Annotated in this window: 20 protein-coding genes and 1 pseudogene; 15 read left to right on the top strand and 6 right to left on the bottom strand. The window is 43.0% G+C overall.

The genetic code is table 11. The annotated features are described in order from the left end of the window. Positions 1-3 precede the first annotated feature (3 nt). Both EV213_RS18875 and EV213_RS20915 read right to left on the bottom strand, forming a co-directional pair. On the bottom strand, positions 4-414 hold the full coding sequence (locus tag EV213_RS18875; protein WP_133582129.1) for a type II toxin-antitoxin system death-on-curing family toxin: 411 nt from the start codon (positions 412-414) through the stop codon (positions 4-6). Between the two features lie 86 nt (positions 415-500). Beyond that, the gene (locus EV213_RS20915; protein ID WP_166639418.1) at positions 501-668 is read right to left on the bottom strand and encodes an AbrB/MazE/SpoVT family DNA-binding domain-containing protein; all 168 of its coding nucleotides are present in this window, start codon (positions 666-668) and stop codon (positions 501-503) included. 265 nt (positions 669-933) lie between these two features. Here EV213_RS20915 and mqo point away from each other — a divergent pair, with 265 nt between their 5' ends. Next, on the top strand, positions 934-2457 hold the full coding sequence (gene mqo, locus EV213_RS18870) for a malate dehydrogenase (quinone) (RefSeq protein WP_133582128.1): 1524 nt from the start codon (positions 934-936) through the stop codon (positions 2455-2457). A 351-nt stretch (positions 2458-2808) separates the two neighbouring features. On the opposite strand, the gene EV213_RS18865 is transcribed toward mqo, so the two are convergent. Then, positions 2809-3213 carry an RrF2 family transcriptional regulator gene (locus EV213_RS18865; protein ID WP_133582127.1) on the bottom strand — a complete coding sequence of 135 codons (405 nt, stop codon included), beginning with the start codon at positions 3211-3213 and terminating at the stop codon, positions 2809-2811. Between the two features lie 241 nt (positions 3214-3454). Between EV213_RS18865 and EV213_RS20910 the strand changes: the two genes are divergently transcribed. The 9 genes from EV213_RS20910 to EV213_RS18825 all read left to right on the top strand — a co-directional run bounded on the left by EV213_RS20910 (position 3455) and on the right by EV213_RS18825 (position 10500). Further along, a complete protein-coding gene (locus EV213_RS20910) occupies positions 3455-3595 on the top strand; it encodes a hypothetical protein (protein ID WP_166639417.1) in 141 nt (46 codons plus the stop codon). Beyond that, entirely contained in the window at positions 3592-4128 is a 537-nt protein-coding gene (locus EV213_RS18860) for a FixH family protein (protein ID WP_133582126.1), read from the top strand. Before EV213_RS20910 ends, EV213_RS18860 begins: the two co-directional genes overlap by 4 nt. 427 nt (positions 4129-4555) lie before the next feature. Further along, positions 4556-5857: a right-handed parallel beta-helix repeat-containing protein gene (locus EV213_RS18855; RefSeq protein WP_166639416.1), complete on the top strand. Its 1302-nt coding sequence runs from the start codon at positions 4556-4558 to the stop codon at positions 5855-5857. Then, positions 5854-6477 (top strand): nitrous oxide reductase accessory protein NosL, encoded by a 624-nt coding sequence (locus EV213_RS18850; RefSeq protein WP_243740272.1) that lies wholly within the window; start codon positions 5854-5856, stop codon positions 6475-6477. Before EV213_RS18855 ends, EV213_RS18850 begins: the two co-directional genes overlap by 4 nt. Then, complete coding sequence (locus EV213_RS18845) at positions 6474-7295, top strand: ABC transporter permease (RefSeq protein WP_133582124.1); 822 nt, start codon at positions 6474-6476, stop codon at positions 7293-7295. Before EV213_RS18850 ends, EV213_RS18845 begins: the two co-directional genes overlap by 4 nt. After that, entirely contained in the window at positions 7288-8013 is a 726-nt protein-coding gene (gene ccmA / locus EV213_RS18840) for a heme ABC exporter ATP-binding protein CcmA (protein WP_133582123.1), read from the top strand. The genes EV213_RS18845 and ccmA overlap by 8 nt, the downstream gene beginning before the upstream one ends. Then, on the top strand, positions 8010-8534 hold the full coding sequence (locus EV213_RS18835) for a TlpA family protein disulfide reductase (protein ID WP_166639415.1): 525 nt from the start codon (positions 8010-8012) through the stop codon (positions 8532-8534). The genes ccmA and EV213_RS18835 overlap by 4 nt, the downstream gene beginning before the upstream one ends. Positions 8535-8610: 76 nt before the next feature. After that, on the top strand, positions 8611-10026 hold the full coding sequence (locus EV213_RS18830) for a PepSY-associated TM helix domain-containing protein (RefSeq protein WP_133582121.1): 1416 nt from the start codon (positions 8611-8613) through the stop codon (positions 10024-10026). 258 nt (positions 10027-10284) lie between these two features. After that, positions 10285-10500 (top strand): DUF6366 family protein, encoded by a 216-nt coding sequence (locus EV213_RS18825; protein ID WP_133582120.1) that lies wholly within the window; start codon positions 10285-10287, stop codon positions 10498-10500. A 31-nt stretch (positions 10501-10531) separates the two neighbouring features. On the opposite strand, the gene EV213_RS18820 is transcribed toward EV213_RS18825, so the two are convergent. Both EV213_RS18820 and EV213_RS18815 read right to left on the bottom strand, forming a co-directional pair. Beyond that, positions 10532-11176: a response regulator gene (locus EV213_RS18820; protein WP_133582119.1), complete on the bottom strand. Its 645-nt coding sequence runs from the start codon at positions 11174-11176 to the stop codon at positions 10532-10534. A gap of 1 nt (position 11177) precedes the next feature. Further along, a complete protein-coding gene (locus EV213_RS18815; protein WP_133582118.1) occupies positions 11178-12008 on the bottom strand; it encodes a sensor histidine kinase in 831 nt (276 codons plus the stop codon). 260 nt (positions 12009-12268) lie between these two features. On the opposite strand from EV213_RS18815, the gene EV213_RS21265 reads away from it, so the two are divergent. Both EV213_RS21265 and hepT read left to right on the top strand, forming a co-directional pair. Then, the gene (locus EV213_RS21265; protein ID WP_341770360.1) at positions 12269-12409 is read left to right on the top strand and encodes a nucleotidyltransferase domain-containing protein; all 141 of its coding nucleotides are present in this window, start codon (positions 12269-12271) and stop codon (positions 12407-12409) included. A 177-nt stretch (positions 12410-12586) separates the two neighbouring features. Further along, positions 12587-13002, top strand: a pseudogene (hepT, locus tag EV213_RS18805) (type VII toxin-antitoxin system HepT family RNase toxin). Positions 13003-13056: 54 nt separating this feature from the next. Here hepT and EV213_RS18800 read toward each other — a convergent pair. After that, positions 13057-13692, bottom strand: a complete 636-nt coding sequence (locus tag EV213_RS18800) for a hypothetical protein (protein ID WP_133582117.1) — start codon at positions 13690-13692, stop codon at positions 13057-13059. Positions 13693-13879: 187 nt separating this feature from the next. Here EV213_RS18800 and EV213_RS18795 point away from each other — a divergent pair, with 187 nt between their 5' ends. The 3 genes from EV213_RS18795 (at position 13880) to EV213_RS18785 (ending at position 16316) form a co-directional block, all read left to right on the top strand. Continuing rightward, positions 13880-14632, top strand: a complete 753-nt coding sequence (locus EV213_RS18795; RefSeq protein ID WP_133582116.1) for an SDR family NAD(P)-dependent oxidoreductase — start codon at positions 13880-13882, stop codon at positions 14630-14632. A 227-nt stretch (positions 14633-14859) separates the two neighbouring features. Then, on the top strand, positions 14860-15108 hold the full coding sequence (locus EV213_RS18790; RefSeq protein WP_133582115.1) for a hypothetical protein: 249 nt from the start codon (positions 14860-14862) through the stop codon (positions 15106-15108). A gap of 104 nt (positions 15109-15212) precedes the next feature. Next, a complete protein-coding gene (locus tag EV213_RS18785) occupies positions 15213-16316 on the top strand; it encodes a Fic family protein (protein ID WP_166639413.1) in 1104 nt (367 codons plus the stop codon). The last annotated feature ends 32 nt before the right edge of the window (positions 16317-16348 follow it).

The raw sequence follows: 16348 nt of genomic DNA, 5'->3' as shown, positions 1-16348 counted from the left end.
TGTTCATTTGTCCATGTCTCGTTGCTTCGAATGGTCCTTTATCCACGCTCCAATTTCTTCAACGTTGAGGGATGGGTTTCGTACAACCAATTCCACTGTGAAATCTGCAGCTTCATTTTCAGGGACCATCAACTGGTATCCGTTCACCCATATCAATTGTTTCATCGCAGCAAATGCTGTTCGCTTATTCGCATTGTGAAAAGCATAGTGCTGGGCAATGCTGCTATACAGTGCTGCTGCCTTTAGCCAAAGAGTGGGGTAAGCTTCTTCACCAAAAGCCCTTTGCTGTGGTCGATTAACGGCACTATCCAGTAAGGCTGGCTCTTTTACGCCAATCTGTTCTCCAGGACTGTATCTTTTAATGATAAGGGCATTAAGTAAAATAACCTCCTTGTGGTGTAAATAACGAACCATCTAATTAACGATCCACTAAGTTTTTTAAGGTCTGATCGTAGTTGTCGAAAAGATCCTGTATTCCATCTAAAAACTCCTGATCAATTTCATTCAACGCCCCATGATCGAGAGTTTTTTGACGTTTGAACGATACAGCGCCGTCCTTTTCTAGAGAAAAGCTTTACTTGGAGATGATCTAGAACACTTTGAGGTAGTGTGATGCCAAGGCTATTTCCAATACGTGTGATCTTGCGTTCCACATTGGTCACCGCCATTTAGTTTTCCTCCTATGTATATGCGGATGTTATTAGAGAGAAAGAACGCTATGTAAAAATGGTTCTCTTGCCACGACTTGACACCTCTCACCGTCATTTGTTTCCTAAATGAATATTCTAATCTATGAATATTAGTGGTAAACTATAGAGTAGGGTCAGTATTCCTTGAATGAGACTCGCGATTAAACTGCGCCCTGTTTGGCAGGACGTCGAAGTATACGTAGACATTTTTCTGCAAATTTTTAGAGCATAAGGATGATCACACATGAGTAATACCTATAAAAAAACAGACGTTATATTAATAGGTGCTGGCATTATGAGTGCAACGCTAGGTTCTTTGCTTAAAGAATTGTCGCCAGACTGGAACATCACCGTGTTTGAGAGACGTGAAACACCGGGTGAGGAGAGCTCAAACGAGTGGAACAATGCGGGAACAGGGCATTCCTCGTTGTGCGAACTAAACTACACGGTTGAACAGCCAGATGGATCGATTGATGTCAGCAAAGCCATCAAGGTCAACGAAGAATTCCAAGTATCTAAGCAATTTTGGTCGTACCTTGTGAGCAACAAGCGCTTAAAGCAGCCGCGTGATTTTATCATGCCAGTGCCGCATATGAGCTTTGTGCAAGGAGAAACCAATGTCGCTTTTTTGAAAAATCGCTTTGAAGCGCTTTCGAGAAACCCTTTGTTTCCAGGTATGGAGTATACCGATGAGCCTGAAAAACTGAAGGATTGGATTCCGTTAATGATGCAGGATCGAAAAATCACGAAACCGATTGCGGCGACAAAAATCAATTCTGGCACGGATGTGAACTTTGGTGCGTTAACACGGGATTTGTTTAATCACTTAAAGAGCACAAATGTCGATATCCAATTTAAGCAGAGTGTTGAAGACCTGACTCAAACAAGCGACGGGTCATGGAATGTGAAGGTGCGAAATGTTGAAACGGGTAAGATTGAAACCCACACTGCTAAGTTTGTCTTTATTGGTGGCGGAGGAGGCAGCCTGCATCTGCTACAAAAATCAGGGATTCCCGAAGGCAAAGGGATTGGTGGTTTTCCGGTTAGTGGCCTGTTTATGGTCTGTCAGGACCCAGAGGTTGTTGCGCAACATCGTGCAAAGGTGTACGGCAAAGCAGCGATTGGGGCACCACCAATGTCAGTGCCACATCTGGACACACGTTTGATTGATAAGAAGGAATCGTTGTTGTTTGGTCCGTTTGCTGGTTTTTCACCGAAGTTTTTAAAATTTGGCTCCATGCTGGATTTGTTCACGTCCATTAAACCGCATAATTTGCTAACGATGATGGCGGCTGGTGCCAAGAACATTCCATTGACCATTTACCTGATTAATCAGGTGATGCAATCGAAGGAAAAGCGTATGGAAGAACTAAGAGAATTCGTGCCAAACGCGAAAAGTGAGGATTGGGGCTTGGTTGTAGCTGGCCAACGTGTGCAAATCATTAAAGATACGCCTGAAGGCAAGGGAACGCTTCGTTTTGGAACGGAAGTAATTAGTGCAGGGGATGGCTCGATTGCCGCCTTACTCGGCGCTTCTCCAGGGGCGTCTACCGCCGTCTCTGTGATGCTTGAGATTCTCAACAAATGTTTCCCAGAGAACATGAAAGCGAAAGCATGGGAGCCAAAGCTGAAGGAAATGATTCCATCGTATGGCAAGTCACTGTATGAAAACCCTGAGCTTTTTAAAGGCATTCATGCCACGACAACGCGGACGCTTCAGCTCGAGGATCCTAAGAAACCAGACAATAGCAAGGTGAAGGAAGCATAAATTGATACGTTCATCAAAACGTAGACAACATCTCTTTTTTGGAGGAGTTGTCTACGTTTTTTTTGTCTATTTCTCTTTGTTGCTTAAGGAACAAGCACACATGTCAAAGGACTGTCCTACGACTTCTAGGACAGTCCTTATGCAAATTTTTATATCATGCTCTGGTCTTTTAGTCGAACGAGAACCTTTCCAAAGCGCCCTCAAGGAATCATTAAGCATGCCACGTCCTACAGGCAATGAAAAGTCCACAGCAGCATTGGCTACCATCGTTTCTACCAAAACGGGATGATTTAATCTCCACTTCAAAAGTTTTTAAAGACACTTAATATCCTTAATTAGAAGAAAAAATTTTTACCAAAGATTCACTTTCGTTCTTTGAACTAACTCAAACATTGTCTGGTCTCTCAAATGCTGCTCCATTTTTTCCTCTGCGGACAGGACGACCTTTTGTATCGGGCATTCTGGTCCATGATCCAAGCTGCAATCGAACATAGAAGTGGGTCCTTCAATGGCGTGTATGATATCAAGGAATGAAATGTTCTCCCAATTTCGCTTTAACCGATAGCCACCCTTAGCTCCTGATGCGGATTCAATCATGCCTGCCTTGACTAGTTTAGTTAAAATCTTGGAGAGATAAGTTGGAGACACCTTCTGCTTTTCTGCTAATTCCACTACAGTGACAGGCTTGTTTGGCGTGGCTGCTACAAGAAAAAGCATGGTGTGTAAAGCATAATTCGTCGCTTTCGAGTATTTCATAGCAAATCACCGTCCTGAATTAGAGACTTTATATGTCGATAATACCTTGATAGACTCTTTGCGTCAAGCACTGCAGTCGTGGCTCTTCCAATAGTTTTGTACATCTTTCTCCAAAATCATTTCACAGAATGTTCATGTTCATAGCTCTAACGAGTCATAGGAAAGGAAATGAAACCCGTATACAATGCAAAGGAGCATTGGTTACGTGTATCACAAACGATCCCTTATGAGGAGGCTCGCGATGGCAATAAAGAAGATTCAACATGAACAGGTTGATGAACGAAAACAAAAAAAAATGAAAAAAGCATCGCTGTTCAAACCATTTGGCGATGGCATTTTTTTGAATAAGAAATTGACAATAAGAAAGGGTGAGCTGCAATGAAGACTTTCAAATTTATACTGATGGCTACGGCAATGTGTATCATAACGGCTTGCCAGGCACATGACCCAGGGGAGCCTGGTGGGCAACCGAATTCGGAACAGCTCTTAACAGGCTTCATTGAGGTCGAGCTCAAAATTGACCAAAACGTTGAAACCGAAGCTGCTGTAAACATCCAGGCGATCATTACAGAGGAAGAAAAGCCTGTAGACACAGCACAGGTAGGGAAAGTCACTTTTGAATTTTGGAAGGCGGGAGACCGTCAACAAAGCTGGGAAGAGCAAGGGACCTTGGCGGAGGCAGGCGTTTATACCGCAGACACTTCTTTCAATGAAGAGGGCGTTTACTACGTGCAGTCGCACGTGACAGCCCGAGGCACGCATGCCATGCCAAAGGAACAGGTGATTGCAGGCAACGTCAGTGAAGATGCGGTTCTAGCTGCTGAAGAAGCCGAAAAAAATAGCGACGTATCGGATATGGACAGTATGACTGATATGGAAGGCCATGATTCAGGGGGTGGAGGTCATCACCACTAAGTTCAAAAAGACTCTAGTGCCTTTTCAGATAACGTAGATCTTATTTCATTTAATGATGTGTTGTGCTTGTTCACTTGCAAATGACCATTTTGAAAACAATCTCAAATGAGATCGACCCTTTATGGTTTTATTTGATTCCTTTACCAAACTAATTTCGTGTAAAAGGCACTAGGTGATCTAACTTGAAACAATGAATTTTTTTCATATTTGGTTTAAACAAGGATTTTCACCCGCTATACGAGACCGAGACACAATAAAAACAATATGTGCAGAAGCAAACCCCAACGAAGTATTTTGACGGAGCGGATTGCACTAGAAGCATTCTACAAACAGGCTTCTCATTTTATTGAAAGAGGTGTTGCACATTCAAAGGAATCAATCAGCGCATTGGAATCGCCGGAAAATAATGTTTTTTTGGAGCAGCGTCATGGTGCTTATCCTTTCCATCGTTTGTGCTAACTCAGTGGCAAACGCACAGCAGCATACCTCCATCCAACAGTTGATTGATCAAGCGGAGGCAGGGGACACGATTCATATTCCAGCAGGGTACTACACAGGCGCGATGATTATTGACAAGCCTTTGCAGATCATATTCAGCAAAGGGTCGGTTCTTACCCACGAGGGCAGTGAATCTGCTGTTAAGATTACGAGTGATCATGTGAAACTAAGTGGTCTTAAGATCGTCGATCGAGAGTTAAAGGATGCCGCGACTGTCTTTGTAACAGGGGATTCAGTACACCTAGAAGCACTGCACATTCAAACGGGTTCCTATGGGATACGTTTAGAAAAAACGCAGAACGGTCTCCTTGATGAGAATCGGATTGAATGGTTGCCTGATACCGAACATCCTGTCTCGCTTTCAGACAAGAAAAATGGAATCGACTTATATGGGGCTTACAATAACCGCATTACGAACAACCATATTCGTGGGGTTTTGGATGGAATTTATTTAGAAAGAAGTAAGAAGAATGTTGTTTCTCAAAACGTGGTTGAACGTGCCCGATATGGCATCCATGCGATGTATACAGAGCAAACGATTATTCAAAAAAACACAAGTAGGTTGAACTTCACCGGGATCATCGTCATGGTCACACGTGGTTTGACGATTACAGAAAACCGTGTCGTCATGCAAAATGAAAATGTCAATTCACAAGGATTCCTCCTGTATGAAACAAATGGTGCTACTGTGCAAAGAAATTGGATTGAAGGAAATCGTGTAGGTATGAACATCCAACAATCTTTAGACAATCAAGTGATGCATAACACCTTTGTGAATAACTACGTAGGGCTTCAACTAATGGATGCAGAAAACAACCTTATTACTGAAAACAGTTTTATAGGAAATATTACTGGCGCAAGATCCGTTACGAGTGTTGATAATTCTTTGTCAGGAAATTATTGGGATGCGTTCAAAGGTGTGGATTCTGATGGCGATGGGAAAAGCAATCTTCCTTATGCAATGAATCCGCTTAGCCTGGCTCTCTTCCAGTCGCAGCCCGCTTTTCAATTGTTTTATCAATCGCCAGGACTGGAGCTTCTTGAACGTTTGTACCAAGCTGATTCACGCACATGGTCTATGGACAAGGAACCACTTATGGCACCACCAGACAACGTCTTTTCTGGAGATAGTTCACACGTTTTAGTTAAAGATCGTGTCAATCTGATAGCATTTCTACTGTTATCTTTCGGATGTTCAATTTTTTATTTTGGAAGGAGAAAATTATTATGAAAATGGTTAATGCAAATTTTATGAGGCCTCTCGTTTTTCTATTCCTTCTTGTAGCTCTTGTTGCTTGCAATACAACAAAGGCGTATGAGCCAGAGCCAATTAATGAAGAGACGGACAAATGTCCCATTTGTAATATGTCAGTGAAAGATGATCAGTACGCCACGCAAATTATTACAGAAGACGGCCGTGCGCTAAAATTTGATGACATTGGTTGCATGAATAAGTGGAAAGACCAGAATAGCACAGAAGCAATCGGAGCTGAATTTGTAAGGGATTTTGACAGCATGGAATGGATTCCTTATGAAGATGCGACGTATGTGTATGGGCCGGAAATCAAAACGCCGATGGCTTACGGGGTGATTTCCTTTGATACAAAAGAGGCGGCTGAAGCCTATATAAATGAACATAGTCAAGGCGAAATAATGACGGCTGAGGATCTGAAAAGCCATAGCTGGGAAGTCAATATGGACATGATGATGGAAGGCATGGACATGGAGGGTCACTCCCATGACCATTCTGAGGATGCCGGTAGCATGGACATGGAAGGTCATTCGAATGACCACTCTGAAGACACAAGCATGGACATGGACAAAGAGATGACAGAGGAAAAAACAGAGTGACTCAAATAGGGGTTATTGTCGCTAGAGAACTAAAATTAGGCTTTCGAAATCCGTGGGCATATTCGTTTCTAGTTGTGTTTTCACTTTTTATGCTTTCACTGACGTTAATCAATGCACAGGGGTATGTTCAAGGATATTCTGGAGCTTCTAGCACGATGATGAATTTAACGCTTTATTTATTACCGCTCATGACCTTAATGCTAGGGTCGTTTTCGCTGACAGCAGAAAAGGAAGAAGGAAGCTGGTCGCTGTTATCCACCTATCCCTTAACGACAACAGCATTTATCACGGGGAAGTATATCGGTATTGCCATTGTTCTACTTACCATTGTTTCAATTGGATATGGTATTGCTGGGATCGCAGGAAGCATGGCAGGCGCCGCGTGGTCCCTTGACGTCTATCTTCTCCTGTTTAGCTTCTCTTTGATTTTGACATTGCTCTATCTAGCTGTCGCCTTTCTTTTTGGGGCTTTAGTGAGCAATCGCTGGCAGGCCCTTACGTTGTCTATCAGCATATGGTTTTTTAGTGTGGTTGGATGGCCAGCTTTGCTTATTTCCGTGCTTTCCTTCCTTCCCTATGGTTGGGTGCAGCCTGTCATCTCTGTTGTTACAATTTTCAATCCAGCCGAATTCGCTCGCTTATTTGCTGTGATCAAGCTCGGGGGAGGATCGGCACTCGGTCCAGAATACTATCAATGGGTTCAATGGGTGCAGGGCACAAAAGGAACAATTGCAGCGCTTGTATTTTTTCTAACGTGGATGATGATTACTTTAGAATGCTCAAAAATACTATGGGGAAGGAGGGGGCGTCATGGATAAGAAGTTATTTGTTCAAATGAATAACATTTCTAAAACGATAAAAAAGACTACTATTCTTCACGATATTCATATGAATGTCTCCTCTGGACATGTAGTGGCGCTTTGCGGTGGAAACGGTGCAGGAAAAAGTACTCTTCTTCGTTTGCTTGCCGGTGTTCAACAACCTTCTGAAGGAACACTTCTCGTTGGGGGACTACAGTCTAAAACAAGTAAAAAAGCTTACGCGAAGCAAATTGGGTACATGCCAGATGACTATGTCTTTACGAACCGTCTGACGGGTAAAGAGTCGCTTGTGTTCTGGGCAAAGTTACGTGGGCTTCCAAAGGAAAGAGCCGTACAAATGCTTGAACGGGTTGGTTTATCGCAAGCAGCGAATGAAGCCGTCCAAAACTACTCAAAAGGTATGCGGCAGCGCTTAATGCTCGCTCAAGCACTCCTTTCCAACCCACCATTATTATTGCTCGATGAGCCGACAAACGGACTGGATCCTTATTGGGTAGACAACCTAATTGAATTGGTGCATGAGTTTTCTCAGGCAGGGACAACGATCGTCCTCTCCACTCACAATCTTTCTTTTACGGAAGCCATTTGTAATCAAATCGTGTTCTTAAGAACGGGAAAGATCGTCTTTAAAAGTACCCCGACGGAATTTCGTCAGCATATTGATGAAGAAGGGTACCGCGACGCATTTTCAGCAGAAGGGAGATGGATGCAATGAATAAAAACCGTTTAATATCATGGATTCTAGTCATTGGGTTAATCGTTGCAGCCACCAGTGTAGCCGTAGAAATGTTTTCTGAAGACACCCTTCTCGCGAAAGCTGGAGAGCAAGCACCATTATTTACTTTGAAAAACCTAGACGGTGAAGTTACTACTCTCGAAGATTTTAAGGGCCAGGGTGTACTGTTGAATTTTTGGGCTTCATGGTGTGTGCCATGTGTGAATGAACTTCCCTTGTTAAATGAAGCGGATAAATTGATGGATGGAGTCACTGTTGTGGCAGTGAACTTAGGTGAGGATAAAGAAACAGCGCAAACCTTCGTTGATCGATACGATTTGCGTTTTCCTATTTTACTTGATCAAGAACATTCTTTACGAACCACCTACCAAATCACCTCGCAGCCTGTCAGTCTATTGATTGACCCATCAGGTACGATTGTAGAGCGACGAATTGGCGCCATTGATCCTTTTGAGGAAATTATGAGAATGATGAAAAGCGTTCAGCCTGATTCGTTATAGGGGCGTTTAAGAAATAGGATGGAATCATCCAATAGGCAAGAACCTTGTAACAGATTAACAGACAAAGGAGATTTGTATGAGAAATAATAATATTTTTAATCCTTTCAGAAGACTTCATTTTTATGCGGCATTTTTCATTACACCACTATTGTTAACGATGACTTTATCGGGTATTGGTTTTCTGTTTTATCCTGAGGTCGAGAACAATATTTATAAAAAAGAATTTTTCGGACAAAGCGAAATAAAAGACACCCAAAACATAGATGAAGCTATGCAAGACATTCGGGACAATTTCGCAGGCTATGCGGTTACTAAAATCAGCATGATGGACGATCCCTATAATAGTAGAGTCACGATCAGTAATGATGAAGGTCGTACTCGTACAGTTTTTCTAGACAGCAACAATCAAATCGTTGCTAGTCAAGATACGAAACACACATACGCTAGTTTTATGCGGAACTTTCACAGCTCCCTTTTGACCGAAAGCACATTTATACGATATTTAGTTGAACTGACTGCTTGTTGGGCGGTATTTCTTATCGTATCTGGTATCTACATGACATTTAAAAAGAAGTTGCTTGTCAACAGGTCTAAGAAGGGAACCAACCCCTTAAAATTTCAAAAGGTCCACGCAATACTTGGACTAGTCATTGCAATCCCATTACTGGTACTTGTGGTGACTGGCATCCCTTGGTCTGTATTTATGGGAAGTCACATTAGTCAATTTGGTGCAGATCATCCAGACTTAGGTAGAACGGAATTGCGGTATAACCCTCCACAATCTAACGTTGATGAAATCCCATGGGCGACGAGGAATTTAAGTCAGCCTGCTTCAGATCATGATGACCATCATGGTAGTGATAGTAGTGATAGTAGTGATAGTAGTGATAGTAGTGATAGTAGTGATAGTAGTCATCATGGTAGTCATACTCATACAAATCTAGATATACCGGGTCAACAAACCCTAGAAGTTATCATGGAAGAATCTCAAAATGAAAAGATCACAAGGCCGTTTTCTATCGTGTACCCTTCAAGTGAAACAGGCGTATTCACTGTATCCAAAGGAAGTAATACAGGTGTCACTGGATTAGATGTTAGTCCATACGAAGAAACAACGGCTTACTTCGATCAATATACTGGTAAATTAATTGCTAAAATAAACTTTGAGGATTATGGAATTATAGGGAAGTGGTTTACTTGGGGAATTCCTCTTCATGAAGGACACTTATTTGGTATTGCCAATAAACTAATAAACTTATTTGTATGTATCGCTTTGCTAGTTGCCATAGCAATGGGCTTCGCTTCATGGATGAAAAGAGTGAAAAACCGACATTCATATTTGCCAAAACGAATCAACAAACCGTGGTCTATCGGAGCTGTTGTCACACTCCTTATACTAGGTGTTCTTATGCCTCTGTTTGGCCTATCTGTACTACTCATATTTATTATTGAGGGGATACTCTATTATTCTACAAAGAAAAAGGCAACTTGATAAGGGCTTTTGAACAGACCTTTTAATTCTGCAAATGTATGCTCAATTTGCTAACGAGAGTGCCACTTTTTTTCTCTTCGCAGTCCCGGTAATCTGAAGTGAACATGCAATGATGATGTTGATGTCATTCGGCTCATCCTAAAACAGTTTGGGAGAAATGCGGTCGTTTCTCCCTAAGTTACAGTTGCAACGAGTTTGATCATTCATCCTCCTATGTTAAACTGGCCCTACATGGAAAAGGAATGGGAGGTGTGCCTCATGCGCGACGAAAATGAAACACCTGAAAGCAGTAGAGAACGAATGCGCCAGGAGGAATTAAAACGAAATCCGGCTGGAAATTTAAACGATTCTTTTCAGCGGGCACAGACAGGTGGGCTTGCTGATCTGGTAGGGGGATTAGGCTGGAAGGGGAGCGGCATCCTTATCCTCGTTCTTATCATAGTGGGCATCCTTGCGGCTATATTTCTAAATTAGATTGCGACCTTTATAATGATTTGAATGCCCGCTATGATTTTTTCATCCAGCTTTGTTCGTAAGCGTAGCGTGCCAGCTGGACACGATTTTCTAAATGAAGCTTTTGGAGAATGTTTTTCAGATGGTTTTTCACGGTATGCTCTGAAATTTCTAAGTGCCCAGAGATCTCCTTGTTGCTTAGACCCTTTGCCACCAGCCCTAGGATGTCACGTTCCCGCGCAGTTAACGGATTGTCGCCGGCATCTACGCCTATCGGCGAGAATTCCTTTAAGATACGAAACGCTAGCTCTCGTGTCATTGGCGCTTCATCCAAAGCTATCGCCTTGAGATAGTCGTGCCACTCATCGGGTTTCATGTTTTTTAATAGGTACCCTTGCGCCCCTTTTTTTAGGGCATCGAACAGGTGAGCAATGTCATCGGACACCGTTAGCATGACGACCTTTACATAAGGAAACGCTTCTTTTAGCTGTTTGGTCGCCTCCAAACCGCCGATGCCAGGCATTTGAATGTCCATCAGAATGAGATCTGGCATCCAAACCTCGCTTAGGATCAGCGCCTCTTCGCCACTGCTTCCCTCTGCAACGACCTCAAATAGTGGATCAGCTTCAAGAATCAGTCGAATGCCTTCCCGAGCCATTTGGTTGTCATCAATAATCAGTACGCGAAACACGGTCATGTCAAACGGCCTCCTTTACAACGATCACCTTGGTTTCGCCATCTTTCCTTTCAAATCGGAGGTCCCACGACATACTGCTTGCACGATCCCTCATCATATTCAAGCCATATTGGTTTCCCGTTGTCACACCTGGTTTAGAAAACCCTTGTCCATTGTCGATGATCTGGCAGTACCATCCTTGCTTTTCTGGCAAAGCGTTTGCCTGTATGCGAACCCCCGTTGCCTTTGCATGCTTGTGTATATTAAATAAAGCTTCTCTTATAATGGCCAACAGCTCGACTTTTTCCTTAGGTGTTAGGTGAGATTCAGGAATGTTCCAGATTGTTTCAAACGATAACGCGCTTTCCCTCTTTAATTCTTCAATAAAGCTTTCAATCCCTTGAAGCCAAGGATTTTGATCCTCATCCGCAGCATGTCTCAAATTGGCGATGGCCTGTCTCACGTAATCGTTTGTGCGATGAACGCTGTTCTTCCATCGTTCCAAAGGAAGTTCTTCTGCCTGCTTTGTGCGTTCCATGACGGTCACCTGTGCATTCAGCAGAAACAACGATTGGGCAATGCCATCATGAAGCTCCCGAGCAATTTTTTCTCGTTCCTCCAACACCGCTTGAACCGCCTTTGCCCGATGCAATTCTTCTTGGTTTTGCTCATACATTTTAAAGAGCTTTGTCAAAATGAGCACGGATACCAACAAGACGATCACAGGGGCGAGCCAATTGCCAAGCTCCATGGAGATATAGGGGAGCAAGTACTCGTGTCTGACGTATTCCCATACGCCAATCGTGAGTGCAGGGATGATGATAATCAACCATTTGGTTTGTCTGTATGTCAACGGCCGATCTCCTCTCAGCGTAGTTGCTTCTATTATAAAACAAATGCATTAGGAAAACATGACTCATTAGGGTTATAGCGTCGCTTGTATGGGAGACATTTCTCAAAGAATTAATTTACACAAAGTTGGATTTTGCGTTGCAGCCTCGCGAAAGCTATAGAAAATACATTGTAGAAAGGAGAGATTTGATGCTTGATCGAACGATGAAAGAGAAGATTGTGACATTCTTGCATAAGGAAATCAGCCCTCTCTGAATTGTCTTGTTCGGATCTGAAGCGAAAGGGCACGACCGATCAAACAGTGACATTGATTTGGCCGTTTATTGTCGTCATGAAACGAACGATGCCTATGCGCTGTTTATGTTGGCACAGGAGCTAGCAGGTGAGTTGGGCAGAGATTAACTTAAAAACTTGCGTCTACCGTGTTTCAAGCGCAAGTGGTGGCGACAGGGGACATTCTATACTGCGAAGACCGTTATCAAAGAGAGATGTTTTCGATGCGAGCGCTAAAGGAGTATGCTTTGTTGAACGAGCGGCGCGCCCCCATTTTGCGCCGCATTGAAAAGGAGGGCACCGTATATGGCTCATGATGTGGCATTAAATAAGTGGCGGTAATGGAGCGATGTGTTCAGCGAGTAAAAGACGCTTATCAGAATGATCTGCAAACCTTGGAGGACTTTACGAAGCAGGATTCCATCGTTTTGAATCTGCAGCGAGCCAGTGAAGCAGCCATTGATTTGGCTATGCATATCGTTTCGGAAGAGCATATGGGTCTTCCTCAAAACAGTAGAGATGCATTTGCATTGCTTGAAAGTCACGAAGCTCTTCCCTCAGAGGTTTCCAAGAAGCTCCAAGCGATGGTCGGCTTTCGGAACATTGCGGTTCATGATGATCAAGAAATCAATGTCGTCATTGTTCGTTCTATTATCGAGAACCACCTTAATGATTTTCAGCTTTTTGCTCAGAGTATTCTTGCGTTTAGACAGTCGGAGTAGTTCAAACATTTCGTAAGTAATCGAACATCACAGAGCCTAATCCGTGTCAACATGCTACATCTTTTCCACCTGTGGCTGATGCTTCACTATAAAGGTCAACGCCAGGACATCATCATAATCTTCGGCAAGGTCTCGGAGACTTTCAATAGAAAGAACATGAGCAAAAGCGTTAAAGGTTGTATCGTTATGACGTACGTCAATGTGATAGATAAATGGTTCGCCAATCGTTGCCATCGTGGGTACGGAAGGCATGGAAGTAGAGCTGCTGCTTCCTGATATTCGTTTGATATCGAATTGTGCAATGGAAGCCCCATGGTCATTGACAACGGCGATCTTGTGGTCACCTTCTTCGTGTTCTGCCATACGGATGGACATTTTTAAAGTCTGCTCATCCTTAGATGAGGAAGTGCCTAAACCAACCCCCATTATTTCGTCCCTTCTTTCAACTAACTCCCCATTGATATAGTGCTGATAGCCAACATAAAAGGTATGCTCGTTGGTCAGAAATTGTTTCGGAATGGTCACATCAACCCCAGCAAACCCTTCGCTTAGCAGGTCATACATCGTTTGTACTTCAGTGCTAATTTCGGGAAGCTCGACAGTCATAGGATTCGGTTCAGTATTCGCATAGTCATTGTTCATTGAACACCCGGCCATAAAAAGTAAGCCTACCAACCATTTCTTCATCATCTATTCACCTCTTAAAACGTAAAATCATTAGGAAATATAATCCAATAGTAACATAGAGCTTGCTTTCTTTGCATAATTCTTCTACATTTTTATATTACGGAATGAATGCCAGTTCGTTTTTATCTTAATCAAAACAGGGAAAACTAAAAAAGATTCACCAAATCTTCTTTGAGGGAGTCCTGCAGACATGAAAAAACAACACGTAGCAATTATCACAGGCGGGGGCAGTGGCTTAGGACAAGCCGTAGCTTTGAAACTGGCAGAGTCCAATGTTCAGCTAAGCATCGTAGACATTTCGGAGGAGGGCGGCAATGACACCGTTCGCCTCGTGAAGGAAAAAGGAGCTTCAGCGATCTTTATCAAGGCGGATGTAAGCAAGGCCGAGGACGTAAAAAACTACGTTGACAAAACCTTGGACACCTATGGCGTGATTACAATGTTTTATAACAATGCCGGTATTTCGGGACCAGGAACAAAATTTGCTGAGAACACGATTGAACAAATTGATCAGGTCATCGGCATTAACCTTCAGGGTGCGCTTTACGGTCTGAGATATGTGGTGGAAGCGATGCTTAAAAACGGTGGAGGCAGCATTGTCAACACATCCTCGACCGCCGGACTTGTTGGTCAGCAAACCGTAGGGACGTATTCTGCAACGAAGCATGCCATGATCGGCATTACAAAAACCATTGTCGCCGAATATGCGAGCGAAGGCATCCGTGTCAACGCTATTGCACCCGGTGCGACAGAAACACAAATGGTCAAGGAATACATGGAGAAGAACCCAAATGCAGCTGATATTGCGGTCAACCCCGTTCCGCAAAAACGCCTTGGCACACCGGAAGAAGTCGCTGAGCTTGTGGCTTTTCTTCTCGGAGACAAAGCACCTTACATCAACGGAGCGGTTGTTCCGATTGATGGAGGGTTTACATCGATATAAAGTTTTTGGTTGAGATATGAAGTATGATTTGGAGCAGCTCGGGACTTTCGCTCGAGCTGTTTTTTTGTGCATAGATCTAGTAGTGAGGCCGACCATATGGATGTAAAAGTGATTCACTGTCTTTAAAGGAAGCAATGATTAGAAGGAGTTTCTTTCTTGAAGAATCAGGGAACGCTTCAAGAAAGCGGCATTTAGAAAACAATCGATTTGGAAAGGAGTGTTTTAGTTTGAGTGCGTCCTCACAATACGAAATCATTGCGACACAATTCATCTTTGTTATCGCGGTGGGCATCAGTACGCTCTTTATCCTCGCTTTTCCGATATTGAAGAAATATTCTAGAAAATTCGCATGGGGAAGTGTAGGCGTAGGTGTTTTTCTATGGGGAAACATTCTGCTTATCTTTATTGACAATCCAACGCTTTTTGTAGAACTGTATTTACGGATTTTTCCGTTCCTGCCTGCGCTGTATAATTAGTAAAAACATCAAGGTACATCTATTTAACGATCAAACTATTGTACGTTTAATTTCTCATTTTCCCAAGGTAAACTTAGGTAAATGATAGCTTAAAGGTGATGCCCATGAATAAATCAAATCGACTACCCTTCCTTCCACTTGAGTGGACAACTGAAACGGAATTGGCACTTTATAAAAAAGTAGTGACTGCCATATCTGAAATGGAGAAGCTGAAGCAAAAGGTAAGGTATTCACTAGTTAACGAGTCATTTATTCAGCTTTTAACGCTTCAAGAATCTGTGCAATCGACACGGATTGAGGGGACACAGGTGACGTTTAGTGAGATGCTGGAGGATCATGTTGACCAGAAGGAAGGCTTCGAGCGAGTAGAGGTTAGGAATTATCAAGCGGCGTTGTCGTATGGCATGGAGGTTGTGACTGCAGGCTATCCGATCACCGAAAAACTCATTCGTCAGCTGCATGAGATGCTCATGATGAACGCACGAGGGTCAACAAGCGCATCAGGACACTATCGCCGAATTCAAAACTTCATTGGGCCGACCACACAGATGAAAGATGCCTCTTACATTCCACCAGAGCCACAATTAATGCCTGAATACATGACCAATTTAGAGAGATATATGAATGGCCATGCCTATGTGGCAGAGCAAAACGATGACACACACCCGTTAATTAAATCTGCAGTGGTTCATGCGCAATTCGAGTCCATCCATCCCTTTTTAGATGGAAATGGTCGCTTAGGTCGAATTTTGATCGTTCTATATATGCTCCAATCATCCCTTATTGATTCTCCCATCTTCTTTTTAAGTGAAGAGTTGGAAAAGGATCGTTTTAAATATTATGCGATGTTAAACCGAGTTAGGGGGATCGGAATAGGTAAACCCGATTGGGAAAGCTGGGTTGTCTTTTTCTTGGATGCCTCTTTAAGGATGGCGAGGCAGCAATTTGAAAAGCTAGACCGAGCGGAGACTTTATACAAGAACGGTCTTGAACAATTGGATCAGCCATCGCACAAAGAAGTGTGGGGGGTATTGTTTGCGGAACCAATTACAACTGTCCTTAAGGTTGAAGAAAAAACAAACCTGGCAGCAACGACGATTCGTAAGGCGTTAAGTCATCTAGTGCAAAAGCAAATGGTCTACGCAAACGACCAAAAACGAAATCGACGATACTACCACTATGATTTGATCCGGGCGATGAATGGGTAGGGTTGAAAGTGAATGCACAAAGCCTAGGGTTA

Source organism: Aureibacillus halotolerans (genome assembly GCF_004363045.1).
Classification (GTDB): domain Bacteria; phylum Bacillota; class Bacilli; order Bacillales; family DSM-28697; genus Aureibacillus; species Aureibacillus halotolerans.
The sequence above is the reverse complement of the archived record's forward strand: the minus strand, read 5'-3'. Positions and strand labels throughout refer to the sequence as shown.